The sequence below is a fragment of the Micromonospora matsumotoense genome, assembly GCF_900091525.1.
Classification (GTDB): Bacteria; Actinomycetota; Actinomycetes; order Mycobacteriales; family Micromonosporaceae; genus Micromonospora; species Micromonospora matsumotoensis.
The window spans coordinates 432,605-457,760 of record NZ_FMCU01000001.1 but is presented as its reverse complement, the minus strand read 5'-3'; the positions used below and the strand labels follow the sequence as shown (position 1 = coordinate 457,760).

General features: G+C 73.3%; 26 protein-coding genes. 16 read left to right on the top strand and 10 right to left on the bottom strand.

Going from position 1 to position 25,156, the window contains the following annotated elements; genetic code table 11:
- The first annotated feature begins 103 nt into the window (after positions 1-103).
- From GA0070216_RS01945 to GA0070216_RS01925, 5 genes are read left to right on the top strand one after another with little or no spacing between them, the layout of a single operon-like run.
- The gene (locus GA0070216_RS01945; protein ID WP_245722245.1) at positions 104-304 is read left to right on the top strand and encodes a ferredoxin reductase domain-containing protein; all 201 of its coding nucleotides are present in this window, start codon (positions 104-106) and stop codon (positions 302-304) included.
- Positions 305-350: 46 nt separating this feature from the next.
- The gene (locus tag GA0070216_RS01940; RefSeq protein ID WP_176738783.1) at positions 351-842 is read left to right on the top strand and encodes a helix-turn-helix domain-containing protein; all 492 of its coding nucleotides are present in this window, start codon (positions 351-353) and stop codon (positions 840-842) included.
- A 10-nt stretch (positions 843-852) separates the two neighbouring features.
- Positions 853-1,422, top strand: coding sequence for a PIN domain-containing protein (locus tag GA0070216_RS01935; protein ID WP_218108114.1), 570 nt, complete (start codon positions 853-855; stop codon positions 1,420-1,422).
- 10 nt (positions 1,423-1,432) lie between these two features.
- On the top strand, positions 1,433-1,648 hold the full coding sequence (locus GA0070216_RS34315; RefSeq protein WP_091237623.1) for a hypothetical protein: 216 nt from the start codon (positions 1,433-1,435) through the stop codon (positions 1,646-1,648).
- Positions 1,649-1,697: 49 nt separating this feature from the next.
- Complete coding sequence (locus GA0070216_RS01925; protein WP_091237621.1) at positions 1,698-2,051, top strand: DUF2203 domain-containing protein; 354 nt, start codon at positions 1,698-1,700, stop codon at positions 2,049-2,051.
- A gap of 111 nt (positions 2,052-2,162) precedes the next feature.
- On the opposite strand, the gene GA0070216_RS01920 is transcribed toward GA0070216_RS01925, so the two are convergent.
- Positions 2,163-2,864, bottom strand: coding sequence for a class F sortase (locus tag GA0070216_RS01920; RefSeq protein ID WP_245722279.1), 702 nt, complete (start codon positions 2,862-2,864; stop codon positions 2,163-2,165).
- Positions 2,861-3,727, bottom strand: a complete 867-nt coding sequence (locus GA0070216_RS35995) for a DUF4397 domain-containing protein (protein WP_091237619.1) — start codon at positions 3,725-3,727, stop codon at positions 2,861-2,863. Before GA0070216_RS35995 ends, GA0070216_RS01920 begins: the two co-directional genes overlap by 4 nt.
- 147 nt (positions 3,728-3,874) lie before the next feature.
- Between GA0070216_RS35995 and GA0070216_RS01910 the strand changes: the two genes are divergently transcribed.
- Positions 3,875-4,369 (top strand): GNAT family N-acetyltransferase, encoded by a 495-nt coding sequence (locus tag GA0070216_RS01910; RefSeq protein WP_091237616.1) that lies wholly within the window; start codon positions 3,875-3,877, stop codon positions 4,367-4,369.
- A gap of 3 nt (positions 4,370-4,372) precedes the next feature.
- Entirely contained in the window at positions 4,373-4,921 is a 549-nt protein-coding gene (locus GA0070216_RS01905; protein WP_091237613.1) for a GNAT family N-acetyltransferase, read from the top strand.
- A 139-nt stretch (positions 4,922-5,060) separates the two neighbouring features.
- Here the strand turns inward: GA0070216_RS01905 and GA0070216_RS01900 are convergent, their stop codons facing one another.
- Positions 5,061-5,753 (bottom strand): NADPH-dependent F420 reductase, encoded by a 693-nt coding sequence (locus tag GA0070216_RS01900; RefSeq protein WP_091238859.1) that lies wholly within the window; start codon positions 5,751-5,753, stop codon positions 5,061-5,063.
- A 224-nt stretch (positions 5,754-5,977) separates the two neighbouring features.
- Here GA0070216_RS01900 and GA0070216_RS01895 point away from each other — a divergent pair, with 224 nt between their 5' ends.
- Positions 5,978-6,781 carry an SGNH/GDSL hydrolase family protein gene (locus GA0070216_RS01895; RefSeq protein ID WP_091237610.1) on the top strand — a complete coding sequence of 268 codons (804 nt, stop codon included), beginning with the start codon at positions 5,978-5,980 and terminating at the stop codon, positions 6,779-6,781.
- Between the two features lie 204 nt (positions 6,782-6,985).
- Positions 6,986-9,259 (top strand): glycoside hydrolase family 44 protein, encoded by a 2,274-nt coding sequence (locus tag GA0070216_RS01890; RefSeq protein WP_091237608.1) that lies wholly within the window; start codon positions 6,986-6,988, stop codon positions 9,257-9,259.
- Between the two features lie 172 nt (positions 9,260-9,431).
- Here GA0070216_RS01890 and GA0070216_RS01885 read toward each other — a convergent pair whose 3' ends face one another.
- Positions 9,432-9,920, bottom strand: coding sequence for a glutathione peroxidase (locus GA0070216_RS01885; RefSeq protein WP_091237607.1), 489 nt, complete (start codon positions 9,918-9,920; stop codon positions 9,432-9,434).
- A 181-nt stretch (positions 9,921-10,101) separates the two neighbouring features.
- Here GA0070216_RS01885 and GA0070216_RS01880 point away from each other — a divergent pair, with 181 nt between their 5' ends.
- From GA0070216_RS01880 to GA0070216_RS01865, 4 genes are all read left to right on the top strand, one after another.
- On the top strand, positions 10,102-11,736 hold the full coding sequence (locus GA0070216_RS01880; RefSeq protein WP_091237605.1) for a glycosyl hydrolase family 18 protein: 1,635 nt from the start codon (positions 10,102-10,104) through the stop codon (positions 11,734-11,736).
- Positions 11,737-11,959: 223 nt separating this feature from the next.
- Positions 11,960-12,436 (top strand): hypothetical protein, encoded by a 477-nt coding sequence (locus GA0070216_RS01875; RefSeq protein ID WP_091237602.1) that lies wholly within the window; start codon positions 11,960-11,962, stop codon positions 12,434-12,436.
- Positions 12,437-12,503: 67 nt separating this feature from the next.
- On the top strand, positions 12,504-13,910 hold the full coding sequence (locus GA0070216_RS01870; RefSeq protein ID WP_091237600.1) for a class II 3-deoxy-7-phosphoheptulonate synthase: 1,407 nt from the start codon (positions 12,504-12,506) through the stop codon (positions 13,908-13,910).
- A 139-nt stretch (positions 13,911-14,049) separates the two neighbouring features.
- Entirely contained in the window at positions 14,050-15,069 is a 1,020-nt protein-coding gene (locus GA0070216_RS01865) for a threonine aldolase family protein (RefSeq protein WP_091238855.1), read from the top strand.
- A 171-nt stretch (positions 15,070-15,240) separates the two neighbouring features.
- Here GA0070216_RS01865 and GA0070216_RS01860 read toward each other — a convergent pair whose 3' ends face one another.
- Both GA0070216_RS01860 and pknB read right to left on the bottom strand, forming a co-directional pair.
- Positions 15,241-16,101, bottom strand: coding sequence for a deoxyribonuclease IV (locus tag GA0070216_RS01860; protein WP_091237598.1), 861 nt, complete (start codon positions 16,099-16,101; stop codon positions 15,241-15,243).
- The gene (pknB, locus tag GA0070216_RS01855; protein ID WP_091237595.1) at positions 16,098-18,086 is read right to left on the bottom strand and encodes a Stk1 family PASTA domain-containing Ser/Thr kinase; all 1,989 of its coding nucleotides are present in this window, start codon (positions 18,084-18,086) and stop codon (positions 16,098-16,100) included. The genes GA0070216_RS01860 and pknB overlap by 4 nt, the downstream gene beginning before the upstream one ends.
- A gap of 143 nt (positions 18,087-18,229) precedes the next feature.
- Here pknB and GA0070216_RS01850 point away from each other — a divergent pair, with 143 nt between their 5' ends.
- Positions 18,230-18,619 carry an Rv2175c family DNA-binding protein gene (locus tag GA0070216_RS01850; RefSeq protein WP_091237593.1) on the top strand — a complete coding sequence of 130 codons (390 nt, stop codon included), beginning with the start codon at positions 18,230-18,232 and terminating at the stop codon, positions 18,617-18,619.
- Positions 18,620-18,810: 191 nt separating this feature from the next.
- Here GA0070216_RS01850 and GA0070216_RS01845 read toward each other — a convergent pair whose 3' ends face one another.
- The gene (locus GA0070216_RS01845) at positions 18,811-19,893 is read right to left on the bottom strand and encodes a polyprenyl synthetase family protein (protein ID WP_091237591.1); all 1,083 of its coding nucleotides are present in this window, start codon (positions 19,891-19,893) and stop codon (positions 18,811-18,813) included.
- 9 nt (positions 19,894-19,902) lie between these two features.
- Entirely contained in the window at positions 19,903-20,445 is a 543-nt protein-coding gene (locus GA0070216_RS01840) for a helix-turn-helix domain-containing protein (RefSeq protein ID WP_091237589.1), read from the bottom strand.
- A 252-nt stretch (positions 20,446-20,697) separates the two neighbouring features.
- Between GA0070216_RS01840 and metF the strand changes: the two genes are divergently transcribed.
- Positions 20,698-21,615 carry a methylenetetrahydrofolate reductase [NAD(P)H] gene (gene metF / locus GA0070216_RS01835; protein WP_091237587.1) on the top strand — a complete coding sequence of 306 codons (918 nt, stop codon included), beginning with the start codon at positions 20,698-20,700 and terminating at the stop codon, positions 21,613-21,615.
- Positions 21,616-21,659: 44 nt separating this feature from the next.
- Positions 21,660-22,349, top strand: coding sequence for a CDP-alcohol phosphatidyltransferase family protein (locus tag GA0070216_RS01830; RefSeq protein ID WP_091237585.1), 690 nt, complete (start codon positions 21,660-21,662; stop codon positions 22,347-22,349).
- Between the two features lie 166 nt (positions 22,350-22,515).
- Here GA0070216_RS01830 and GA0070216_RS01825 read toward each other — a convergent pair whose 3' ends face one another.
- Positions 22,516-24,003 carry a phytoene desaturase family protein gene (locus GA0070216_RS01825; protein WP_091237583.1) on the bottom strand — a complete coding sequence of 496 codons (1,488 nt, stop codon included), beginning with the start codon at positions 24,001-24,003 and terminating at the stop codon, positions 22,516-22,518.
- Positions 24,004-24,015: 12 nt separating this feature from the next.
- Positions 24,016-25,140 carry a glycosyltransferase family 2 protein gene (locus GA0070216_RS01820; RefSeq protein WP_091238852.1) on the bottom strand — a complete coding sequence of 375 codons (1,125 nt, stop codon included), beginning with the start codon at positions 25,138-25,140 and terminating at the stop codon, positions 24,016-24,018.
- Positions 25,141-25,156 lie beyond the last annotated feature (16 nt).

Genomic DNA, 25,156 nt, shown 5'->3' with positions numbered 1-25,156 from the left:
GCGCTTCGCCAAGCGTCATGCTGCGGCATCACGGGGTCCCGACCCTCCTTCACTGCCCGCTGGATGTGCCGAGCTCCAGTGCGCCCACGACTGGCTGACCCTGGTGCCGGCGTTCTCGCACGACCCGCTCGCCGGGGCGGGGGAGCGGGGCGACGCGCTGACCGTCGCGCTGGACCATTACCGGCCCGGCCAGGAGGTCTACCTGTGCGGGCCGCCGTTGATGGTGGCCGGGTCACGGCTGCGGCTGCTCGCCGCCGGGGTGCCGGCCGAGCGCATCCACCTGCCGACCGAGCATGTCGCCTAACCCTATCGTTTTTTTCGTTTTGGCGGGTATCGTGGTGACGGGATCGATGACGTCGGAGGATCTTGTGACGGTGGTACCCGCAGGCGGATCGGCGCCCAACGGTGACGAGCTGCGGCGCTTTGCCCGACGGTCGCTGCGGGGGCGGCGGCTGCAACTGATCGTCGACGGCGGAGAACCGGTCGACGTGCCGTCCGTGGTGGGCGAGGCCCTCGCCGAAGTCGTGTCGATCCTCGGTCGAGGGCGGCCGGTGCGGGTGATGGCGGAGAATGTCGAGCTGTCGACCGGGGAGGCCGCCGCGATCCTGGGCGTGACCCGCCCGACGGTGGTCAAGCTGATGACCGATGGCGTTCTGCCCTACACCCGCCCCAACTCCAGCCGCCGGGTCGCATTGCACGATGTGCTGGCCTACAAGGAGCGCCGGTCGAGAGCGCGCCGTGAGGCCCTGGACGAGTTGACAACGGACGCGATCGACATGGGCGTCTACGACGAAGCGATCCGGCGCGGCCGCAGGCCGTCGGGCGACCAGCCGGACGAGTGACCGCCCACTGATGACCGTTGCCGTGCTGGACGCCTGCGTCCTCGTGCCCAGCGTCCTCGCCGATACCCTGCTGCGCTGCGCCGAGCAGGACCTGTACCGCCCGCTCTGGACGCGGGCGATCCTCGACGAGGTTCGCCGGAACCTGCCGCCGTCGGCGCTCGGTGCCAAGGCCGAACGCAGGGTCGAGGTCATGCGAGAGCACTTTCCCACCGCGATGGTCTCGGGCTATGAGCATCTCATCGCCGAGATGACCAACGACCCCAAGGACCGCCATGTGCTCGCCGCTGCCGTTGCCGCCGACGCGGAGGTGATCGTCACCGCCAACCTCCGTGACTTCCCGGACCACGCGCTCGCGCCGTACGCCATCGAGGCGTTGCACCCGGACGACTTCCTCTGCCTGCTGCTGGAGGACGACCCGGAACGAATCGCCGACATCGTCGTACAGCAGGCGGAGGCCACCGGCAGAGGCGGACGGCCGAAACTCAGTGTGGATGACGTCCTGAGCGGCCTGGCCGGTTGCCGGGCGATCCGGTTCGCGCACCGGGTCTCTCTCCAACTGGCCGAAGGTCGTTGGCCCTGACGTCTACCAGATGCTCGCCTGCTGCGTCGCCTACCGGCTATCTCGCGGGCACCTGGTCTACGCCCTCGGTGCGCGCCCACCGACCCGGCACGTCGTACGCAATGCCGGGGTCGAGATCGTCTGCCACGCACTCGACCTGGCCGCCGACCCATCGGCGCTCCTGGCTCACGTCCGGGTCCTGGCTGACGAGGTCACCCGGGAAAGCTCCGGCTCGGAAGTCGACTGAAGCCGGCGACGGGTCGGTACGCAGGACGTGAGTGCCCCATACTGGCCCGGTGTTCACTCTCGCCCAGGCGCGGTACCTGGTCGCCACCCTGCAGCCCCGCATCGACGAGCTGATCGGCATCCGGGCCGACCTGGCCGAGTTACAGGCCGACCTGGCCGGCCCCGGGATGTCGGCGCTGGGCGGCCGGGCCGAGGTCAAGGCCCTGGAGGCCCGGTTGCACGGCGTGCTGGAGGATTTGAACTCGCACGACATCCAGGTCAAGGGGATCGCCCCGGTGCTGCTCGACTTCCCCGGCGAGCGCGAGGGTCGGGCGGTGCTCTGGTGCTGGCTGGAGGGCGACTCCGACGTGCGCTGGTACCACCGGGTCGAGTGCGGCTTCGCCGGCCGTCGCCCGGTCCGCTGACCCCGCCGTCGGTGCGCCGCGCGGGGCCGACGCCGGCGTCGAACCGGCCGCCGGGCTGAGCGCCACCGCCGCCGGGCTGAGCGCCACCGCCGCCGGGCGGCCGTGGCCGGGTCAGTCGGCGGCGGAGCGGGGGAGGGGGTCGGCCGGCGGGTCGGTGACGGCGAAGACCACCACGTTGTCCCGGTAGTGGCCGACGCGTCGGTCGAAGTCGCCGCCGCAGGTGATCAGGCGCAGCTCGGGGACGGGCGTCGGGCCGTACACGGTGGCGGTGGGGAAGGCGTCCTTGGGGGTGCGCAGCGCGCCGGTGACCCGGAACCTCACCCGGCGGTCGCCCCGCCACACCTCGATCCGGTCGCCGGGCCGTAGTTCGCCGAGGCGGGCGAAGACGGCCGGGCCGCGCCGCGAGTCCAGGTGCCCGGCGATCACCGCCGGTCCCGGGTCACCCGGTGCGGGGCCGCCGCCGTACCAGCCCGCCCGGGTGAAGTCCGCCGGGGGGACCAGGGTGCCGGCCCGGTCCAGCCCGAGCGCGGTGAGCGCGGAGTCGACGCCGATCCGCGCCACGCGTACCCGGGTGGGGGGCGTCGGGGTGGCGCGGGGGGTGCCGGCCCCGGTGGCGCAACCGGCCACGCAGCCGGGCTGCCAGCTGCCGGCCGCGCCGGCCGGCCGGGCGGAGTCGGTGGTCGGGCCGCTGTCGGTGGCCGCCAGGCCGACGCCGGTGCCGGCGGCCAGGCAGAGCGCCGCACCGGCCGCGACCAGGGCGGCGGCAGGCGTCCGGGCGCGGTGCCGACGGATCGCGAAGCCGGGCCCGGTCACCAGACCGGTCGCCGCCGACGCCGCACCAGCACCGTCGTGCCCACCACCACGGCCCCCGCGAGCAGCCCGCCGGCCACCATCATCGGGTACGCCCCGAGCCCGCCCCCGGCCAGCCCACCGGCGCCCGCCGGCACGCCACCGGCCGGGGCGACCCCGCCACCCCGGGCGTCCTCGCGCAGCTCGGTGGTGAGCCCGCCCCGCTTGCCGTCGAGCACCAGCAGCGAGTAGACCCGACCGCCGGTGAGGGTCACCTCGGCATCGGCGGTCGGTCCGTTGCCGCCGCCGAGGCGCAGCCGCCAGCGGCCCGGCTCGACCTGCCGGTATTTGGTGGTGGTGGCGAACCGGACGGCGTCGGCGATGGTGGGGCCGTCATCGGCTTTCACGTCGACCACCGGGGCGCGGACGGAGGCCTGGACGACCCGAACCTTCGCCTGGCCGGCCGTCGGGGCGGTCAGGTCGTCGGTGAGCACCCGCAGGCCGAGGTCGGCATAGCGACCCACCCCGGCCACCGTGTACGCCTCGCCCGCGTCGACCGCCACCTCGGTGGTGAGCACCGGCGGTTCGCTGGCCGGGGCGCCGGCCTGCCGCATCGCCACCGCGTACCGGCCGACGGCCAGGGGCAGGTAGCGGGAGACGACGCCGTAGCCGACGGCGGGGAAGACCTGCGGCGCGTCGTTGCCGGGGGCGGAGAGGTAGACGTCCACGGCGGGGGTGTCGGGGGACAGGTGGGCCAGCCGGACGTAGCCGACGTCGCCGGCCGCCGCACTGGCCGGCGCGACGCCGGTGGTGGCCAGCGCGCTGCCGAGCAGGAGCGTGCCGGCGGCGGCGAGCAGTCGGCGTGGCGCGGTGGGGAGTTGGGGCATCTCGCCTCCGAGGGTGGTGTCGGTCCCGGCCCCCAGCGTCCCGTGAACGGGACCCGATGGCAAGTTGACCGGCCGTCGTGTCCCGCTGTTTCCGATCAGCGTGGTTCGGGTCCACGGTCCGCCCGGCGCATCCGGTACCGTCCGTTCGTGATCAACGTTCGACGGGCCGTCGTCGCCGACGCCGGTGAGATCGTCCGCCTGCGCGGGGTGATGCTGGCCGACATCGACCAGATGGCCCCCGCGCCGGGGCCCTGGCAGCAGGCGGCCCGGGAGGTGTTGCACCGGCGGCTGGCCGAGCCCGCCGACCTGATGGCGGTCTTCGTCGTGGACGACCCGGACCGGCCGGGCGTCCTGGCGGCCTGTGCCACCGGCACCATCGAGCAGCGTCTCGGCGGCCCCGGCAACCCCGACGGCCTGGCCGGATACGTCTTCAACGTGGTCACCGAGCCGGTGCACCGTCGGCGCGGCTACTCCCGGGCCTGTCTGGAGGCGCTGCTCGACTGGTACCGGCAGCGCGGGGTCGGCAAGGTCGACCTGCGGGCCTCACCCGACGGTGAACCGCTCTACCGGTCGCTGGGTTTCGGGCCCACTTTCGGGCCCACGTTACGGCTGAGCCTGCCCGTCGCACACCGGAGGAACTGACGGATGTTCGCGTTGCCGCTGACCGAGGACGCCGAGCTGCGTCCGCTCTCACCGTGGCACGCGGAGGAGTTCCTGACCCACCTGGACCGGGCCCGGGAACACATCGCCCCCTGGGTGGGCGCGTCCTTCGTGGCCACCGACCTGGAGTCGGCCCGCCGGGTGCTGCGTCGGTCCGCCGACAAGTGGGCCGACGACGCCGGGGGCATCTGGGGGATCTGGCGCGACGGCGTCCTGGTCGGCGGGGTGCTGTTCGTGTCGTTCAGCACGGCGACCGGGGTGGCCGAGGCGGGTTGCTGGCTGGAGCCGGCCGCCGAGGGTCGGGGCCTGGTGACCCGCGCGGCGACCCGGATCGTGGACTGGGCGATCCGGGAACGCGGCATCCACCGGGTCGAGTGGCGGACCAGCGCCGGCAACGTCCGCAGCATCGCGGTGGCCCGGCGGCTCGGCATGCGGCACGAGGGCACCCTGCGCCAGGTCGCCTCTGCGCCGACGGGCCGGGTGGACATCGAGGTCTGGGCGGTACTGGCCGACGAGTGGCGGGCCACCGGCTGACCGCTGGGCGCGGGCCGTCCGCTGCCCCGGCCGCAGGCATACCCGTGTGCGGCGATCATCCGGCCGGATCATCGGGCGGACCGCCCGGGGCGGGCCGGCGGCGCGGCTGCCGTCCCGCCCCGGGCGGTCGGATGTCGGCTCAGACGTCGGCGTAGCGGCGGGCGGCGGCCAGGGCGTCCCGTAGCCGCTGGGCGTCGGTCGGCAGGCCCGGCTGCTCGAAGCCGGCGGCCGGGTCGGCCGTGTAGAAGACGCCGTACGCGGCGGTGTCCCGCTGGAACCGCCAGCCCTCGGCGAGCGGCCCGACGTCGACCGTGTCGTACCCGATGGAGTCGATGAACGCGGTGACCTCGGCCTTGGCCGTGGCGTCGTCCCCGGCGACCGGCAGCGAGGTGCGGTCGGCGGCCCCCGCCGGGCGGGCCAGGGCGAGCAGGTGCTTGAAGTAGATGTTGTTGAAGCCCTTGACCACCCGCGACTGCGGCAGGTGCCGCTGGAGCAGCTCGCTGGTGGTGGTCGACTCGTCGTCCAGCTCCGGGAAGCTGTCGTCGCGCTCCGGGTAGTAGTTGTTGGTGTCGATGACGGTCTTGCCGGCGAGCGGCGCGACGGGCACCTCCCGGTAGGCCCGGAGCGGGATGGTGACCACCACCAGGTCACCCGCTGCCGCCGCCTCGGCCGGGGTGGCCGCCCGGGCCCGGATGCCCAGCTCGTCGACCAGGTCCTTGAGCGTCTCCGGGCCGCGTGAGTTGCTGAGCACCACGTCGTGGCCGGCGGTGACCGCCAGCCGGGCCAGGGTGCTGCCGATGTTGCCGCTGCCGATGAGTCCCACAGTTGTCATGCCGGTGACCAACCGGCCCGGCCGGGTGGGTATTCCCGACTTGGTCGATGGGTTATGCGGCGGTGTCGACCGTCCACAGCGGTCCGCCGAGTCGACCGTCCGACGGCGACGTCACGCGCGGATGAACCCCTAGTCACCCCTGTTACTCATCGATGACCTTCCCTAAGCATGTAATTGAGTGATATCTATCTCCCACCACCACTTCCCCACCCCAGGAGTGCGACGTGCGGAGATCCCGACTCGTGACCCTCGCCGTGAGTCTCGCGGCATCCATCGGCGTGACCCTCGGCGCGGCGGTGCCCGTCCAGGCCGCCCCCAGCGACCGGTACGTGGCCCTCGGTGACTCGTACGCCTCGGGCGTCGGCGCCGACAGCTACACCTCCGAGAGCGGTGCCTGCCAGCGCAGCACCAACGCCTACCCGGCGCTGTACAACACGAACGTCAAGCCCGCCTCGTACAAGTCGGTGGCCTGCTCCGGGGCGACGACCACCGACGTGGTCAACAGTCAGCTCTCCGCGCTGACCTCGACCACCACGCTGGTCAGCGTCACCATCGGCGGCAACGACGTCGGCTTCACGTCGATCATGTCGACCTGCGTGCTCCAGGGGGAGACCCAGTGCGTCGCGGCCGTGCAGGCCGCCGAGAACAAGGCCCGCGCGGAACTGCCCGCCAAGCTGGCGACCGTCTACAACGGGATCAGGTCCCGCGCGCCGTCGGCCCGGGTGGTGGTGGTCGGTTACCCGGTCTTCTACCAGCTCGGCACGGTCTGCGTGGGGCTCAGCGCGAACTCCCGCGCGAAGATCAACGAGGGCATCAACCTGGTGGACGACATCACCCGTACCGCCGCCACCTCGGCCGGCTTCACGTTCGCCGACGTGCGGTCCATCTTCGTCGGTCACCAGCTGTGCAGCTACGGCGAGAAGTGGCTGCACGCGCTGAACTTCGTCAACCTGGGCGTCTCCTACCACCCGACGGCGGCCGGCCAGTCCGGCGGCTACTACCCGGTCTTCCGCTCCGCCGCGGGCTGAGCCCGGGCGGGCCACCGCGTGCCAGGCCGCGCCGACCCCTCCGGGTGGTCGGCGCGGCCTGGTCGGTGGTGGGCGGCCGGATGGGTGCGCAGGGGTGCCGAAGGATCGGCGGGCGCGGTCCCGGGTTGACTCGGGACAAGGGAAAGCGTGATCCTTGGCCTGCGCTCCCATCGTCGAGCATCGATTCCTTAGGAAGGAACGCTCGTGCGTATCACTACCGCACTACTCCCGGCGGCCCTTGCCGTGGCCCTCGGCGGGCTGGCCCTGCCCCAACCGGCCCGGGCCGCGACCGGCCCCGCCCTGGCCGTCGACGCCACCGCCGGCCGGCATCCGATCAGCCCGTACGTCTACGGGATGAACTTCGCCGACGCCGCGCTGGCCCGCGACATCCGACTGCCGGTGAACCGCTACGGCGGCAACGCCACGACCCGCTACAACTTCCGCGCCGACACCACCAACCGGGCGGCGGACTGGTACTTCGAGAACATCCCGAACGACAACGCCGATCCGGAGAGCCTGCCGAAGGGCTCCGAGTCCGACCGGTTCATCGCCGGGGACAAGGCCACCGGGGCCGAGACCGTGCTGACCCTGCCGATGCTCGGCTGGATCGCGAAGGAACGGGCCAGGGCCTGCGCGTTCAGCGTCGCCAAATACGGCCCGCAGGAGTCCACCGATCCGTGGGCCCCGGACTGCGGCAACGGGAAGAAGCCCGACGGCACGAACATCACCGGCAACGACCCCCGGGACACCAGCGTCGCGGTCGGCCCCGAGTACGTCACCGACTGGATCACCCACCTCAAGACGGAGTTCGGTGCCGCCGGCGACGGCGGGGTCCGGTTCTACAACCTGGACAACGAACCCGACCTGTGGCACAGCACCCACCGCGACGTCCGGTCCGCCGGGCTCGGCTACGACGAACTACGCGACCGGACCTACGAGTACGCCGCCGCGGTGAAGGCCGCCGACCCGGGCGCGAAGGTCCTCGGGCCGGTCGGCTGGGGGCTGAACTCGATCACCTACTCCGGGCTCGACCAGGACACCTGTAGCCGTACCGGTTGCTGGTCGAACCCGCCGGACAAGGCCGCGCACGGGGGTCAGGACCTCGGCCCCTGGTACCTGGACCAGATGCGCGCCTACGAGCAGCAGCACGGCACCCGGCTGCTCGACTACTTCGACATCCACCTGTACCCGCAGCAGTCCGGGGTGTTCAGCCAGGAGCCCGGCAACGACACGACCAAGGCCCTGCGGCTGCGCTCCACCCGCCAGCTCTGGGACCCCACGTACGTCGACGAGAGCTGGATCAACCAGCCGGTCCGGTTCATCCCCCGGATGCGGGACCTGGTGGACCAGCACTACCCGGGCACCAAGATCGCGATGACCGAGTACAGCTGGGGCGCGTACGGGGACATCAACGGTGCGCTCGCCCAGGCCGACCTGCTCGGCATCTTCGGCCGCGAGGGCCTGGACATGGCCAACCTGTGGACCGCGCCGACGACCGACCAGCCGGTGGCGCACGCCTTCCGGATCTTCCGTAACTACGACGGCGACGGCGGCGCCTTCGGCGAGACGTCGGTCCGGGCCACCAGCGCCGATCAGGACAAGCTCGCGGTCTACGCGGCCGAGCGGTCCGCCGACAAGGCGCTCACCCTGGTCGTGGTGAACAAGTCCGGCGACGAGCTGACCGCCCCGGTCGCCCTGACCGGCGTCGGGGCCGGCACCGCCGAGGTCTACCGGTACAGCGGGGCGAACCTCGCCGGTGTCGTCCGGGCGGCCGACCAGCCGGTCGGCGCGACCGGTTTCACCGCCACCTTCCCGGCCAACTCCATCACCCACCTGGTGCTGCCGCGCGGCGACGACGCCGACACCGAGGCGCCCACCGCGCCCGGTCGGCCCGTCGCCGGTGCCATCACCACCGACAGTGTCGCGCTGAGCTGGGCACCGGCCACCGACCGGGTCGGCGTCACCGGCTACGACGTGCACCGGGTCGAGGGCACCGGCACGGAGAAGCTGGGGAGCGCCACCGGCACCTCGTTCACCGCGACCGGGCTGACCGCGGACACCGCGTACACCTTCGTGGTGACCGCGCGGGACGCGGCGGGCAACGTCTCGGCCGCCTCACCCGGGCTGACCGTGCGGACCGCCCCGGTGTCCACACCCACCGGTGGCTGCCAGGTCAGCTACGCGGTGTCGAGCAGTTGGCCCGGCGGTTTCACCGCCCAGTTGACGATCACCAACACCGGCGCTGCGGCGCTCGACGGATGGCAGCTCGACTTCGACTTCCCGGCGGCCGGGCAGCAGGTCGGGCACGGCTGGTCGGCGACCTGGAAGCAGACCGGGGCCTCGGTGACCGCCGAGAGCCTGAGCTGGAACGGCAGGCTCGCGCCAGGAGCCTCCGCCGCCATCGGCTTCAACGGCACCTGGACCGGGTCCAACCCGGTGCCGGCCGCCTTCACCCTCAACGGGCAGCGGTGCGCCTGAGCTGACCACGGGGGCCCGGGACGGTACGCCGTCCCGGGCCCTTCCGTATCTGTCCCGGCGGGTGCCGGCGGTCCGTCCCCGGGGTGGCGGCGGTCCGTCCCGACGGGTGGGCGGCGGTGGCGTGGCGTACCCGGTCACGAAGGGTGCCGGGACCGTGCGGACGTGCGGCTGGTCAGTGGGGGAGGACCTTGTCGATCGCGGCGCGCAGCTCGGCGGAGTCCGGGGTGACCGTGGGGGCGAACCGGGCGGCGACCGTGCCGTCCGGAGCGACCAGGAACTTCTCGAAGTTCCACCGGACGTCCCCGGTGTGTCCCTCGGCGTCGGGGGTGTCGACCAGCGCCGCATAGAGCGGGTGCCGGGCCGGGCCGTTCACGTCGACCTTCTCGGTCAGCGGGAAGGTGACGCGATAGTTGACCTGGCAGAACTCGTCGATCTCGGTGGCCGTGCCGGGCTCCTGGCCGGCGAACTGGTTGCACGGCACGCCGAGCACCACCAGGCCCCGGTCGGCGTACCCGGTGGCCAGCTCCTGGAGGCCGGCGTACTGCGGGGTGAGGCCGCAGCGGGAGGCCACGTTCACCACCAGCAGGGCCCGGCCCCGGTAGCCGGTCAGGTCGGCGGATCCGCCGGTCAGCGCGTCGATCTCGATGTCGAAGACGGTCATGTCGTGAGGCTACGCGGCGACGCCGGCCCGGGGCGGCGGACGCCTCACCGTCCCGGCGGCGGACGCCTCGCGGTCCCCGGGTGATGAATCGACGGATGCGCATCTTGACGAAGTGATGACGGTGTGAGTAGCGTCTCCCCATCGATTTGGAAAGTTTCCTAACTGTTTGAGGAGGCGCCTCATGAAGAGATCGCTCCGCCGCGCCCTCTGGGCCGGCGCCGTCGTGGCGCTGACCGTGGCGGCGGTACCGGTGACCTCGGCGTTCGGCGCCGGAAGCGTCACCGCGACATTCGCCTCGGCCCAGGACTGGGGGACCGGCCACGAGGGCCGGGTCACCGTCGCCAACGGCTCCAGCGCCAGCATCAGCACCTGGCGCATCGAGTTCGACCTGCCGTCCGGCACCACCATCAGCAGCTTCTGGGACGCCGACGTCACCAGCAGCGGCAACCACTACGTGGCGGTGAAGAAGAGCTGGGCGGGGCCGCTCGGTCCGGGGGCCAGCTTCAGTTGGGGCTACAACGGCACCGGGCCGTACAAGGCGCCGCTGAACTGCACGATCAACGGCGCGTCGTGCGGCGGGGGCACCCCGCCCACCACGAAGCCGCCGACCACCCCGCCGCCCACCACGGCGCCGCCCACGACCGCCCCGCCGACGACCCCGCCCCCGACGACCCCGCCGCCCACGACCACCCCGCCCAGCGGGGACAAGAAGGTCGTCGGCTACTTCGCCGAGTGGGGCGTCTACGGCCGCAACTACCACGTCAAGAACATCGCCACCAGCGGCTCCGCCGCCAAGCTCACCCACATCCTGTACGCCTTCGGCAACACCACCGGCGGCCGGTGCACGATCGGGGACAGCTACGCCGACTACGACAAGGCGTACACCGCGGCGGACAGCGTGGACGGCGTCGCCGACACCTGGGACCAGCCGCTGCGCGGCAGCTTCAACCAGCTGCGCAAGCTCAAGAAGATGTACCCGCACCTGAAGGTGATCTGGTCCTTCGGCGGTTGGACCTGGTCGGGCGGCTTCACCCAGGCCGCGCAGAACCCGGCCGCGTTCGCCGACAGCTGCTACAGCCTGGTCGAGGACCCCCGCTGGGCGGACGTCTTCGACGGCATCGACGTCGACTGGGAGTACCCCAACGCCTGCGGCCTGACCTGTGACACCAGCGGCCCGAACGCCTTCAAGAGCGTGATCGGCGCGCTGCGGTCCAAGTTCGGCTCGTCTGCCCTGGTCACTGCCGCGATCACCGCCGACGGCAGCAACGGTGGCAAGATCGACGCCACCGACTACGCCGGTGCGGTGGGCAACCTCAACTGGCTGATGCCGATGACCTACGACTACTTCGGCGCGTTCAACGCGCAGGGCCCCACCGCCCCGCACTCGCCGCTCACCTCCTACACCGGGATTCCGCAGCAGGGCTTCCACTCCGACGCGGCGATCCAGAAGCTCAAGTCCAAGGGGGTCCCGGCCAACAAGCTGCTGCTCGGCGTCGGCTTCTACGGTCGGGGCTGGACCGGGGTGACCCAGGCCGCCCCGGGGGGCAGCGCCACCGGCGCCGCCCCCGGCACCTACGAGGCGGGCATCGAGGACTACAAGGTCCTCAAGAACACCTGCCCGGCCACCGGCACGATCGCCGGGACGGCGTACGCCAAGTGCGGCAGCAACTGGTGGAGCTACGACACGCCGGCCACCATCGGCGGCAAGATGACCTACGCCAAGAACCAGGGTCTCGGCGGCGCGTTCTTCTGGGAACTCTCCGGTGACACCGGCAACGGCGAGCTGATCGGCGCCATCAAGGGCGGCCTCGGCTGAGCCGAGCGCCACGACACACCACCCGCGCGGGGAGGGACCGGTCACGGTCCCTCCCCGCCCGGCTGTCCGGCCCGGTCAACGGCGGTCCCGCCGGGCGAAACGCCGGCCGGTCGGGGCGGCACGGCCGTGCCGGGTTGCCACCCGACGGGTGCGGTGTGGCAGACTCGCCGGTCGGCATCCGGCCGACATCCGCACCGTCGACATCCGCACCCGGGGAGGACGCATGGGCCGCAGGCTCCGCACCGCCGGCGTCGTACCGCTGGCCCTGCTGCCGTTCACCCTGCTCGGCTGCGGTCTCGGTGGGGACGACAAGGCCGACGGCGGGCCCACCCGGGTCCCCGTCCAGGAGGCGTCCACCAAGGCCCGCGAGCGGGTCCAGGCGTACCTCGACGCGATGGCGGCCAAGGACCCGGCCGCCGGTCGCCACCAGCTCTGCGCGACGATGCAGGCGGGCTTCGACGCCGCCGCGACCGGGCCGAACGGTGATTTCGCCGACCATTTCAAGGTGCCCGCCGCGACGATCACCGACATCCGGACCGGTGCCAAGGGTCAGGAGGTCAGCACCACGGTGACCGTTTCGGTGGGGACGAAGAAGGCCACCCGGTCGCTGCTGTTCACCGTCACCAGGGACGGCGCGGACTGGTGCATCGCGGGCGAGGAGCCCGGCGGACACCTCCCCGCGCCGTCGGTCACCCCCTGACTCCCAACTACCGGAACCCCGCCCCTCGGGGCCGCAGCGTCCGGACCGTCGCCGTACGCTTTCTCCCATGCGCCATGAGTGGCATCAGCTGAGCTACCCCGCCGTGAGCAGCCCCGGGCTGCAGACCAGCCGCCCCACCGTCGACTCGGCCGAGGACGCCGCTCTCGGCCTCGACCGGTGGCGTGAGCTGCCCCGTCAGCAGATCCCGCCGTGGTCCGACCCGGCCCAGGTCGCCGAGGTGTGCAAGGTGCTCGACACCGTGCCGTCGGTGGTCGCCCCCTACGAGGTCGACCAGCTCCGACGCAAGCTCGCCCTGGTCTGCGAGGGCAAGGCGTTCCTGCTCCAGGGGGGTGACTGCGCCGAGACCTTCGCCGACAACACCGAGAGCCACCTGCTGGCCAACGCCCGCACCCTGCTCCAGATGGCGATCGTGCTCACCTACGGCGCGTCCCTGCCGGTGGTGAAGGTGGCCCGGGTCGCCGGCCAGTACACCAAGCCCCGGTCGCTGCCGACCGACGCCCGGGGCCTGCCCGCCTACCGGGGCGACATGATCAACGCGCTGGAGGCCGACCCGGCCGCCCGGGTCGCCGACCCGCAGCGCATGATCCGGGCGTACGCGAACTCGGCCGCCGCGATGAACATGCTCCGCGCCTACCTGGCCGGCGGCCTGGCCGACCTGCACGCGGTGCACGACTGGAACAAGGGCTTCGTGAAGAACTCCGCGGCGGGGGAGCGCTACGAGGCGATCGCCCGGGAGATCGACCGCGCCATCGGGTTCATCCGGGCCTGCGGGATGACCGAGGACGACGCGCTGCGCACCGTCACCCTCTACTGCTCCCACGAGGCGCTGGCCCTGGAGTACGACCGGGCGCTCACCCGGGTCTCCGACCGCCGGGCGTACGGGCTGTCCGGGCACTTCCTCTGGGTCGGCGAGCGGACCCGACAGCTCGACGGCGCGCACATCGACTTCATCTCCCGCATCGCCAACCCGATCGGCGTGAAGCTCGGCCCGACCACCAGCCCGGACGAGGCGATCGAGCTGTGCGAGAAGCTCAACCCGGAGAACATCCCGGGCCGGCTCACCCTGATCAGCCGGATGGGCAACCACAAGGTCCGCGACGCGCTGCCGCCGATCGTCGCCAAGGTCACCGCCGCCGGGGCCAAGGTGGTGTGGCAGTGCGACCCGATGCACGGCAACACCCACGAGTCCTCCAACGGCTACAAGACCCGGCACTTCGACCGGATCGTCGACGAGGTGCTCGGCTACTTCGAGGTGCACCGGGGGCTGGAGACCCACCCCGGCGGCATCCACGTCGAGCTGACCGGTGAGGACGTCACCGAGTGCCTCGGCGGTGCCCAGGGCATCGAGGACCTCGACCTGCCCGGCCGGTACGAGACCGCCTGCGACCCGCGCCTGAACACCCAGCAGTCACTGGAGCTGGCCTTCCTGGTGGCGGAGATGCTCCGTGGCTGACCAGCCGACCGGCCTGGCCGGCGACCCGACGGACGGACGGGACACGACGGGCACGACGGACGGACGGGGCACGACGGACGGACGGGGTGCCCCGGGTGCCGGCCGGCGGGCGGATGGGCACCCCGGCGACCCGGGCCCGGTGGTGGACCTGCGCTCCGACACGGTGAGCCGGCCCACCGCCGGGATGCGGGAGGCGATGGCCGCCGCCGAGGTCGGCGACGATGTCTACGGCGAGGACCCGACGGTCAACGCGCTGGAGGCCGAGGTCGCCGCGCTCTTCGGGCACGAGGCGGCGCTCTTCGCCCCGACCGGCTCGATGGCCAACCAGATCGCCCTGCAACTGGTCGTCCCACCGGGCGACGAGTTGCTCTGCGACGCCGACGCGCACGTGGTCACGTACGAGGTCGGTGCGGCGGCGGCGTACGGCGCGATCTCCACGCGGACCTGGCCGGCCCTCGGCGCGGACCTCGACCCGGGCGTGGTGGAGGCGATGATCCGGCCGGACGGCTACTTCGCGGTGCCGACCCGGGCCATCGCCGTGGAGCAGACCCACAACCGGGGTGGTGGCGGGGTGATCCCGCTGGCGACCCTGCGGGAGTTGCGCCGGGTCGCCGACACCGCCGGCCTCGCCCTGCACTGCGACGGTGCCCGGATCTGGCACGCGCATGTCGCCGACGGGGTGCCGTTGCACGAGTACGGCGCGCTCTTCGACACCCTGTCGGTCTGCCTCTCCAAGGGTCTCGGCGCACCGGTCGGCTCGCTGGTCATCGGCAACGCCGCGCAGATCACCCGGGCCCGGTTCCTGCGCAAGCGGATGGGTGGCGGGATGCGGCAGGTCGGGGTGCTCGCCGCCGCCGGCCGGTACGCCCTGGCCCACCACCTCGGCCGGCTCGCCGACGACCACGCCCGTGCGGCCCGGCTCGCCGAGGCGGTCGCCCCGTTCGGAGTGCTCGCCGGGCCGGTGCGCACGAACATCGTCCCGTTGGACCTGACCGGGCACCGGCTCGACGCGCGGGCCCTGGCGACCGCCGCCCGCGCGGAAGGGGTGCTGCTGTCGGTGCTCGGCCCCCGCACCGCCCGCCTGGTCACCCACCTCGACCTCGACGACGCCGCCATCGACCACGCCACCAAGGTCCTCCCCCACCTCCTAACCCCCTAACCCCCTAACCCCACCCCTCCCCTCCTCATGCCGCCCCGCACCACCCGCGCCTTCCGGTGTTGATCAAGAGGTTTACGTCAGCCTGAAGATCAAAGTTGACGTAAACCTCTTGATCACCGGAGGCGTCGGGCGGGGGAGGGCGTGCGTGCGGGCGGGTGGGGTGGGGTGGGGTTAGGGGTGGAGGCGGGTGAGGGTGGCTATGTCGGTGGCGTGGCCCTCGTGTCTGTCCGACGGGGTCTCCACCACGACGGGGATGCCGGCGGTCGCCGGGTGGGCCATCAACTCGGCGAAGGCCGGCTCACCGATGCTGCCCTTGCCGATGTTCTCGTGCCGGTCCCGGGTGGAGCCGCACAGGTCCTTGGAGTCGTTGGCGTGGATCAGCTTCAGCCGGTCCGCCCCGACCGTGGCGACCAGGGTGTCCAGGGTGGCGGTCATGCCACCCTCGGCGGCCAGGTCGTGCCCGGCCGCCCAGGCGTGGCAGGTGTCGAAGCAGACCCCCAGCCCCGGGTGCCGGTCGACCGCGTCCAGGTAGGGGCCGAGGTGCTCGACCCGGGAGGCCAACGACCGGCCGCCACCGGCGCTCGGCTCCACCAGCAGCAGCGGACCGCCGCTGGCCGTGGTCTCGTCGAGCAGCGGCAGCAGTGACTCGCGTACCTGCCGCAGGGCGGTCTCGGCGTAACCGGCGTCGACGGCGCTGCCGGCGTGGAACACCACGCCGCGGGCCCCGATCGCCCGCCCCCGGCGCAGCGCGTGCGCCAGCGTCTGCGTCGACTTCTCCACCGTCGCCGGGGTGGGCGAACCGAGGTTCACCAGCAGCGACGCGTGGATGTAGACCGGTACGCCACGGGTGGCGCAGCCGTCGGCGAAGAGCGCGTCCTGGGCCGGGTCGCCGGCCGGCAGCGCCCAGCCGCGCGAGTTGGCGACGTAGACCTGCACCACCTGGGAGCCGGTCGCGTCCACGTACGGCAGGGCCGCCCTGGCCAGCCCACCAGAGGTGGGCGTGTGCGAGCCGACCGGTCGGCGGGTGCTCACAGGCAGCCCAGGGTGACCGGGGTGCCCGGCGGCACCTGGGAGTTCTCACCCGGGTTCTGGAACCGGACGATGCCGTTGGGGTTGAACTGGACGTTCACCGTGAACCCGGCCCCCTCCAGTTGCTGTTTGGCCTGTTGGCAGGGCAGGTCGACCACCCGGGGGACGGCCACCTGCGGTGGGCCCTTGCTGACGTCCAGCTTGACCTTGGTGCCCTTCTCCACGCCCGCGCCGTCGGCCGGGCTCTGCCCGAGCACCTCGTCGCGCGGCTTGTCGGAGTCCTTGTAGGTCTCGACCGGCACCAGCCCGAGCCGGGACAGGGCGCTGCGGGCGTCGTTGAGGCTCTTGCCGACCAGGTCGGGCACCGTGATCGGGGCCCGGCCCCGGCTCAGGATGACGGTCACCTTGGTGCCCGGTTTGACCTCGGTGCCCACCTTGGGGTTGGTGTCCACCACCACCCCGGCCGGCAGGTTGTCGTCATAGCGGGGACTGCCCTTGGCGACCACCAGCTTCGCGCCGGTCAGGTCGGCCTCGGCCAGGTCGAACTCCTTGCCGACCACGTCCGGCAGCGGGAACCGCTCCGGGCCGAGGGAGAGGGTCAACGTGATGGTGCCGCCCTTGAGGATCTTGGCGGCCGAGCCGGGGTCCTGGGCGACGACACCGTCGCGGGGGATCTTCTCGTCGTAGCGCGGCGCGGCGAAGGTGAGGCGGAACCCCGCCCGGTCCGCCTGGGCCTGCGCGTCGGCCCGGCTGAGGTTCACCAGTTGCGGAGCGACCGTGTAGCGGCCCACCCCCACCCACCAGCCACCCATCGCGGCGAGCAGGCCGACCACCACCACGGCCGCCGCCACCGACAGCCGGCCGCGCGGGCTGCCCATCACCCGGGTACGCAGCTCCGCCAGGCGGGACCCCAGGCCGGTGCTCTCGGCGGCCCGGCGTCGGTGCGGGCGTTGCTGCGGGGTGGCCGGCTCGGGCAGCCGGGCCCAGGTCGGCCGGGTCACCGGGGTGACCGCCGCGACCACCATCGTGGGCTGGGCCACCGCCGGCAGATCCTCGGCCACCCGGCCCAGCACGGCGGTATGCGCGTTCGGGTTGCCCAGGTCGTCCCGGGCCACCTGCACCTCGGCCAACAGGGCGCCCGCGTCGGCCGGGCGGGCACCCGGGTCCCGTCGGGTCGCCCGGGCGACCAGCTCGTCGAGCACCCGGGGCAGGCCCGGCACCAGGATCGACGGGGCCGGGACGTCCCGGTCGACGTGCTGCCAGGCCACGTCGACCGGGCGGTCCCCGTCGTACGGCACCCGGCCGGTGAGCATCTCGAACAGCACGATGCCGGCCGAGTAGACGTCGGTACGGGTGTCGGCCCGCCCGTCGGTGACCAGCTCCGGTGCCACGTACGCGACGGTTGCCATCAGCTGGTTGCCGTCGCCCTCCTCGGCGCTGGCCTCCACGGCGCGGGCCAGGCCGAAGTCGGCGACCTTGACCACGCTGTCGACCAGGTTGGCGACCCCGCCGGTGGGTGCCTCGGCGACCAGCACGTTCTCCGGCTTGACGTCACGGTGGACCAGCCCGGCCCGGTGCGCGGCGGCGATCGCGGCGAGCATCTGCTCCATGATCGCCAGCGCCTCGTCGGGGTTCAGCCGGTGGCGTTCGGCGAGCACCTCGCGCAGGGTGCGACCCCGGACGTACTCCATCACCAGGTAGGGCAGCCCCTGGTGGGTGCCCTGGTCATAGACGGCGACCACGTTGGGGTGGGTCAGCCGGGCGATGGCCTTGGCCTCGTCGGTGAACCGGTCCGGAAAGCCCGCCAGCCGGGATCGCGCCTCGGCGGCCTGGGACGGGTGAATGATCTTCACCGCGACGGTACGCTCCAGGCGCTCGTCGGTGGCGGTGTACACGGTCGCCATGCCACCACGGGCCACGCGACCGCGGATGCGGTAGCGCCCGTCGAGCAGCGAGCCCAGCAACGTGTCGGCGACCTGAATGTCCATCGGCAGGGAGTCTATGTGTCCTGAGGGTGAAGGTTGAACAGGATGCTACAGCCGGGGTCCGCACCGGTCCGTCCCGCCGCGCTCACCCAGGCACGACGGGGTGCCGCTGCACGTGCGGCGGGGCGACGTGGCAGGGTGGTCCGGTGACCGATTCCGTACCCGCCGACCAGTCCACCGGAAGCGACCTCGGCGGCCCCCGCGACCCGGCCGACTGGCTGAGCCTCCCCGACGTGGCCGAGCGGCTCGACCTGTCGATCAGCAAGGTCCACCAGATGATCCGGGACCGCGAGCTGATCGCCGTCCGCCGGGACGGCATCCGCCGGATCCCCGCCGATCTGGTGGCCAACGCGACGGTGCTCAAGCACCTGCCCGGTGTGCTCAACCTGCTCGCCGACGCCGGCTACGACGACGAGGCCGTGCTGCGCTGGCTCTACGAGCCCGACGACACCCTCTCCGGTGGCACGGGCGCGGTCACCCTCGGCGGCGACCACGCCCGCGAGGTGAAGCGCCGCGCCCAAGCCCTCGGCTTCTGACCCCGCTTCTCCCCTCTCCCCAGGTTGATCAAGAGGTTTAGGTCAGTTGATCAAGAGGTTTGGGTCATCTGCCGAGGCATTCGTGACCGAAACCTCTTGATCAACGTGGTCCGGCGCGGGTGGTCCGGTGCGGGGTGGTTCGGTGCGGGGGGCGCGTTCAGCGTGGGTGGTGCGGTGGGCGTGGGGAGGGGTCAGTCGGCGCGGCGGGTGGCGGCGATGGCCAGGTCCACCAGGGCCTGGCGGGCCTCGGTGTCGAGGTCGACGCCGGCCAGGGCGGCCAGGGCGGTGTCGGTCAGGGTGACGATGCGCTGCTCGGTCCGGGCCAACGCGCCGGTGCCGCTGATCAGCTCGCGGAGCCGGGCCACCCCGTCCTCGTCCAGGTCCGGATCGCCGAGCCGGCCGAGCAGCAGGTCCCGGCCGGCCTCGTCAGCGGCCTCCACCGCCGCCGCCACCAGGTAGGTGCGTTTGCCCTCGCGCAGATCGTCCCCGGCCGGCTTACCGGTCTGTGCCGGGTCGCCGAACACCCCCAGCACGTCGTCGCGGAGCTGGAACGCCTCACCGAGCGGCAACCCGTACGCCGAGTAGGCGGTGCACACGTCGGCCGACGCGTCGGCGAGCGCGCCACCGAGCAGCAACGGCCGCTCGACGGTGTACTTGGCCGACTTGTACCGGGCCACCTTGCCGGCCCGTTCCAGCGAGACCTCCCCGGTGGCCTGGGTCAGCACGTCGAGGTACTGCCCGACGGTGACCTCGCCGCGCATCTCGTCGAAGACCGGCCGGGCCCGGGCCACCGTGTGCGGGTCGAGCCCGGCGGAGTGCAGCAGCTCGTCGGACCAGACCAGGCAGAGGTCACCGAGCAGGATCGCCGCCGCGTCGCCGAAGCCGTCCGGATCACCGTGCCAACCGGACGCCCGGTGTCGGGTGGCGAACCGTCGATGCACCGCCGGCTCACCGCGCCGGGTGTCCGACCGGTCCATCAGGTCGTCGTGGATCAGCGCGCTGGCCTGGAAGAACTCCAGTGCCGCCAGGGCGGTCACCACCTGGTCGGCGTCCACCCCTCCGGCGCCCCGGAATCCCCAGTACGCGAAGGCCGGACGCAGCCGCTTGCCGCCACCGAGCACGAACCCCTCGATCGCCTCGGCGACCGGTGTCAGAGCGTCGTCGATGCCGGCCATCCAGCTGCGCCGGCCGCACAGGAACTCGGTCAGCGCCTTGTCGACGCGCTGCCGCAGGCCGGCACGGTCGACAGGGGAGACGGGAGCAGCGTGGGTCACGCCACGACGCTAGCCGGTCGCCACCGCCGCCGCCTCACCAGCGGCTCGGCGCGTCATCCCGGTCGCCGCCCCGACCTCGCCCGACCGGCGGCCGGGCCGTCCCGCCGGACGGGACGGCCCGTTGCCCGACATCGGCCCGTTGCCCGACATCGGCCCGTTGCCCGACATCGGCCCGGTCCGGCGTCGCTCCGGTGTCGGCCTGCCCGGACCCGGCTCGACCCATCGGTCCGGTGCGGCGTTGCTGGCCCGGGTCGGCTTCTGGGCGGCCCGTCGGGTGGGGTCGGTCCGTCGGGTCGGGTCGGCCCGTCGGACGCGGGTCGGCCGGTCGGCCAGCGACCCGATCGGGGCGTCGAGGACGACGGCGAGCTGCCGCCGCCAGCGGTCGCCCGGCACCCGTACCGCCCGCTCCCACCGGGACACCTCGTGCCGGGTCAGCGTGGGTGTGCCGGCGGCAGCGCACAGTTCGTCGGCGAGCCGCTGCTGGCTCCACCCACGGGCCAGCCGCAGTTGCCTGATCAGCGGCCCGAGCAGGCTCGGGTCGGGCGGGGCCATCGGTCCTCCGGCGGGATGTCGACGCGGCTCCGCCCACCCGCCCCGCAGGGCGGCCGACGTGCCGCCGGTCACTGCGGCCGACCCCCGCGCGTGACCCCGGGCATCGGCCCCGACCGACGCCACCCGCGCCCGTTCGTTCTACCCCCGGGGTACGACGTTTGCCATGGGGCTGGTCGGCCGGGTTTCGGTGGATGTCGATGCTCTGGTGGGAAGTGCGTGGGGTCGGGCGGCGACGCCCGCTAGAGTCGTCTCGTGGCGCTCGGTCTTCCCTCCGTCCTTCCCAATCCCCAGCCGGCGATCGGGGAGCTGATCCGCGACCGCCAGCCGACGTTCTCATTCGAGTTCTTCCCGCCCAAGACGGCACAGGGTGAGCGGCTGCTCTGGCAGGCCATCCGCGAGCTGGAGTCGTTGCGCCCGTCGTTCGTGTCGATCACCTACGGGGCCGGCGGCTCGACCCGGGACACCACCGTCGCGGTGACCGAACGGATCGCGACCGAGACCACGCTGCTGCCGATGGCGCACCTGACCGCCGTCAACCACTCCGTCGCCGAGTTGCGCAACGTGATCGGGCGGCTGGCCGGCGTCGGCGTCCGCAACGTGCTCGCCGTACGCGGTGACCCGCCCGGTGACCCGGGCGGCGAGTGGATCCGTCATCCGGAGGGCGTCGACTACGCCGAGGACCTGGTCCGGCTGGTGCGCGAGGCCGGTGACTTCAGCGTCGGGGTGGCCGCATTCCCGTACAAGCATCCCCGCTCGGTCGACGTGGACAGCGACACCGCGCACTTCGTCCGCAAGTGTCGGGCCGGCGCGGAGTTCGCCATCACCCAGATGTTCTTCGACGCCGACGACTACCTGCGGCTGCGCGACCGGGTGGCGGCGGCCGGCTGTGACACGCCGATCCTGGCCGGGGTGATGCCGGTGACCCAGATCGGCACCATCGAACGCTCGGTGCAGTTGTCCGGCGCGCCCTTCCCGCCCGCGCTGGCCGAGCGGTTCGACCGGGTCGCCGACGACCCGGAGGCGGTCCGTCGGCTCGGCATCGACCAGGCCAGCAAGATGTGTGCCCGGCTGCTCGACGAGGGGGTGCCCGGCATCCACTTCATCACCCTCAACCGTTCGCCCGCGACCCGGGAGGTGTGGCGCAGCCTGCGGGCCGACGCCCGGGTGTGAACGCGTCGACCCCGACACCTCGACCGCGCCGCGACGGTTGACCGATGGTGGGCACACAGCTGAAATGGGACGAGTACGCGACCGCGTGGGCGCGGTTGCACGGCGGCTTCGACCCCCGGGTCGCGGCGCCGGTGGTCCGGGCCTGGCTGCGCTTCGCGTACCACGTCGGTTATGTGCTGGGCCGGCTGCGGGTGACCCCGACCGCGGTGACCGTCGCCGGGGTGCTGCTCTGCCTGTGCGTGCCGCTGTTCAGCGTCCGGTCGGTCCAGGGGCCGATCGTCGGCGCGCTGTTCGTGCTGTTGGCCTCGGTCGCCGACAGCGTCGACGGGGCGGTCGCGGTCGCCACCGGCCGGACCACCCGGCTCGGCTACGTCTACGACTCGGTCGCCGACCGGCTCGGTGAGATCGCCTGGCTGGCGGCGTTCTGGCTGGTCGGAGCGCCCGGTGCGCTGGTGGTCGCGGCCGGCGCGCTGTCCTGGCTGCACGAGTACGTCCGGGCCCGCGCGGTCGCCGCCGGGATGCGGGAGATCGGCGCGGTCACCGTGGGGGAGCGGCCCACCCGGGTCTGCGTCGCCCTGGTCGGGCTGCTGCTGGCCGGGCTGACCGGGCTGATCGACCTCGACCTGGCCGCCGGCACCATCACCATGGCCACCGCCGTCTGGGTGCTGCTGGCCGGCTTCGGCCTGGGCCAGCTCCTCTCCACCGTCCGCCGCGCCCTCGTCGACGCCGGCTGACGGTCTGCCCGCTGACGCCCGGTCGGCGGCGCGGCCGGCGATGATCGACTCAAGATCGGCCAGGTAGCGGTATCCCCAGCGTCGGATACCCCTCTTTCGCCCCCGTAGCGCCGTGCCCGGCCTGCAGCCCCGGCCCGCAGCCCCGGTGGGGCTGCGGGCGGGGGCGTCACCAGGCGGGGCCGATCTCGTCGGCGACGATCTGGGCGGACAGGGTGACCATGGGCAGGCCGCCGCCGGGGTGGCTGGAGCCACCCACCAGCCACAACCCGTGCACCGGACCCCGGTTGGCGGGGCGGAGCAGCCCACCGGCCGTGCCGTAGATCGACCCGCCGGGCGCGGCGGTCGCGGCGTCCAGGTCGGCGGGGGTACGGGTCTCGCGGAACACCAGCCGGTCCCGGACGTCGACCCCCCGCTCGGCGAGCACGTCGAGGATCCGGTCGGCGTACGCGTCGGCGAGCCCCGGCCGACGCCAGTCGACGGCGTCCGGGGCGGTGCCGTGGCGGGCGGCGTTGACCAGCACGAACCACGCCTCGTGCCCGGCCGGGCGGGCGGTCGGGTCGTCGGCGACGGTGACGAAGACCGTCGGGTCGGTCGCCGGCCGGGCCCGGACCCCCCGGCCGGGGTCACCGAAGACGGCGTCGAACTCGGCGTCGTAGTCGCCGGGGAAGAGGACATTGTGGTGGGCCAGCCCGGAGTCGCCGCGGACCCCGAGCAGCAGCACGAAACCGGCCAGGCTGCGGTGGGTCAGCGCGGCCAGCCGGCCCGGGTGCGGCAGCAGGTCCCGGTAGACGGTGAGCGCGTCGGCGTTCGCGACCACCACGTCGGCGGGGACGGGCGCGTGGACCCCGGCGAGGCGTACCCCGTGCACCCGGCCACCGGCGGCGTCGATCCGGGTGACCGTCTCCCCGGTGCGCACCGTCACGCCCAGGTCCAGGCAGCGCGACAGCAGCGCGTCGGCCAGGGTGCCCAGCCCGCCGCGCAGATACCAGCCACCGAAGGTCAGCTCGGCGTAGGGGACGGCGACCAGCGCGGCCGGGGCGCGGCGCGGGTCCGCGCCGGTGTAGGTGGCGTACCGGTCGAGCAGCATCCGCAGCCGGGGGTCGGACAGGTGGCTGCGGCCCAGCCCGCGCAGGGTGCGGCCGGGCCCGATGGCGGCCAGGTCGCCCAGCCGCCAGGCCAGCGCGGCCAGGTCGCGCGGCGAGTCGACGGTACGCCGCAGGATGTCGCGGTGCGACGCCGTCCAGACCCGGGCGGCCCGTCGCCACAACCGCCGCCAGTCGGCGGCGGCCCGGTCGCCCAGGGTGACGCCGATCCGGGCGGCGAACTCGTCCGGGTCGGCGCACGAGTCGAGGACGGGTCCACCGCCGGGGAAGACGTGCCGCACGATCGGGTCCAACGGGACCAGGTCGAGGTACTCGTCGAGCTTCGCGCCGGTGGCCTCGAACAGTTCGTGGAAGACCTGCGGCAGGGTGAGCAGGCTCGGCCCGGTGTCGAAGTGGAAGCTGCCCGCCGGGGTGTCGTGGACGTACCGGCCGAGTTTGCCGCCGACGGTGTCGGACCGTTCGAAGACGGTCACCTCGTGCCCGCTGACGGCGAGCCGGGCGGCGGTGGCCAGCCCGCCCACGCCGGCGCCGATGACCACGATCCGCGCCATAGCCGCGTCCTCCTAGCTGACCGGACGGCCCCGCCAGGACAGGCGACGCCGCTTCCGCAGATGGTACGACCGCAGCGTCAGCCAACCGAGCACCACGACCGACACGGGGTGGGCCAGCGCGTCGGGCCAGGCCCGGCCGCCGGTGGCGTGGGCGCTGCGCACCCGGCCGGCGACTCCCGCCGCGTACCCGAGCAGGGCCAGGCCGGCGACCGGTGCCGAACCCGCCGCCAGCGCCGCCACCGCCAGCAGCGGCGGCGCGGTGTAGAGCAGGAGCAGCGCGGCGACCACGGCCGTGGCGGCCCCCGGGTGGCCGAAGGTGGCCCAGAGCGACTTGGTGTAGCCGTCGCGCAGTTGGGGCCAGGTCTCGTACATCCGGCAGGCGGCCAGCCGGGAGCCGTCGGCCAGCGCGATCCGCCCGCCGGAGCGCTTCACCGCCCGCGCCAGCTCGATGTCCTCCAGCACCCGGTCGGCGACGGCGGCGTGCCCGCCGGCCCGGTCGTAGCCGGCCCGGTCCACCAGCAGGAACTGCCCACCGGCCGCGGCCAGCGACGGTCGCGCCGAGCGTTCCATCGCGGGCAGCGGCAGGAAGGTCAACCACAACCACTGCAACAGCGGCTGCACCAGCCGGTCACCCACCGTCCGCACCAGAATCCTCGGGTACGCCGACAACAGCGTCGCCCGTGCCGCGCGCAGCTCGGTCACCGCCGCCGCGACCGCGTACGGGGTGAGCACCACGTCCGCGTCGACGAAGGCGAGCACGGTGGCGGCCGGGTCGGTGTGCCCGGCGAGCTGGTGGCAGGCGTACGGCTTGCCCAGCCAGCCCGGTGGCGGGGTGACCCCGGTGCGCAGGGTGACCCGGGGGTCGTCGCCCGCCACCGCGCGGACCACCTCGGCGGTGCCGTCGGTCGAGCCGTCGTCGAGCACCACGATCCGTAAGCCGGGCACCCCCTGCTGGGCGAGCAGCGCGCGCAGGCACGGGGTGACCCGGTCGGCCTCGTCGCGCAGCGGCAGCAGCACCGCCACGGTCTCGCCGACCTCGACCGGCCCGTCGACGGGCCGGCGCAGCCAGTGCCCGGCGTTGACCCAGGTGTGCCCGGTCAGCGCGGTCACCGCGACGGCCAGCACGAGCGCGACCACGGTCACCGCCGACCCC

Coding starts and splice junctions, on each gene's coding strand:
- GA0070216_RS01900 (WP_091238859.1), bottom strand. CDS start 5,753: ATGACAACTGTGGGACTCATCGGCAGCGGCAACATCGGCAGCACCCTG.
- GA0070216_RS01840 (WP_091237589.1), bottom strand. CDS start 20,445: ATGGCCCCGCCCGACCCGAGCCTGCTCGGGCCGCTGATCAGGCAACTG.
- GA0070216_RS01940 (WP_176738783.1), top strand. CDS start 351: ATGACGTCGGAGGATCTTGTGACGGTGGTACCCGCAGGCGGATCGGCG.
- pknB (WP_091237595.1), bottom strand. CDS start 18,086: ATGGACATTCAGGTCGCCGACACGTTGCTGGGCTCGCTGCTCGACGGG.
- GA0070216_RS01875 (WP_091237602.1), top strand. CDS start 11,960: ATGGGCCGCAGGCTCCGCACCGCCGGCGTCGTACCGCTGGCCCTGCTG.
- GA0070216_RS01825 (WP_091237583.1), bottom strand. CDS start 24,003: ATGGCGCGGATCGTGGTCATCGGCGCCGGCGTGGGCGGGCTGGCCACC.
- GA0070216_RS01905 (WP_091237613.1), top strand. CDS start 4,373: ATGTTCGCGTTGCCGCTGACCGAGGACGCCGAGCTGCGTCCGCTCTCA.
- GA0070216_RS01885 (WP_091237607.1), bottom strand. CDS start 9,920: ATGACCGTCTTCGACATCGAGATCGACGCGCTGACCGGCGGATCCGCC.
- GA0070216_RS34315 (WP_091237623.1), top strand. CDS start 1,433: ATGCTCGCCTGCTGCGTCGCCTACCGGCTATCTCGCGGGCACCTGGTC.
- GA0070216_RS01830 (WP_091237585.1), top strand. CDS start 21,660: ATGGTGGGCACACAGCTGAAATGGGACGAGTACGCGACCGCGTGGGCG.
- GA0070216_RS35995 (WP_091237619.1), bottom strand. CDS start 3,727: ATGCCCCAACTCCCCACCGCGCCACGCCGACTGCTCGCCGCCGCCGGC.
- GA0070216_RS01935 (WP_218108114.1), top strand. CDS start 853: ATGACCGTTGCCGTGCTGGACGCCTGCGTCCTCGTGCCCAGCGTCCTC.
- GA0070216_RS01880 (WP_091237605.1), top strand. CDS start 10,102: ATGAAGAGATCGCTCCGCCGCGCCCTCTGGGCCGGCGCCGTCGTGGCG.
- GA0070216_RS01870 (WP_091237600.1), top strand. CDS start 12,504: ATGCGCCATGAGTGGCATCAGCTGAGCTACCCCGCCGTGAGCAGCCCC.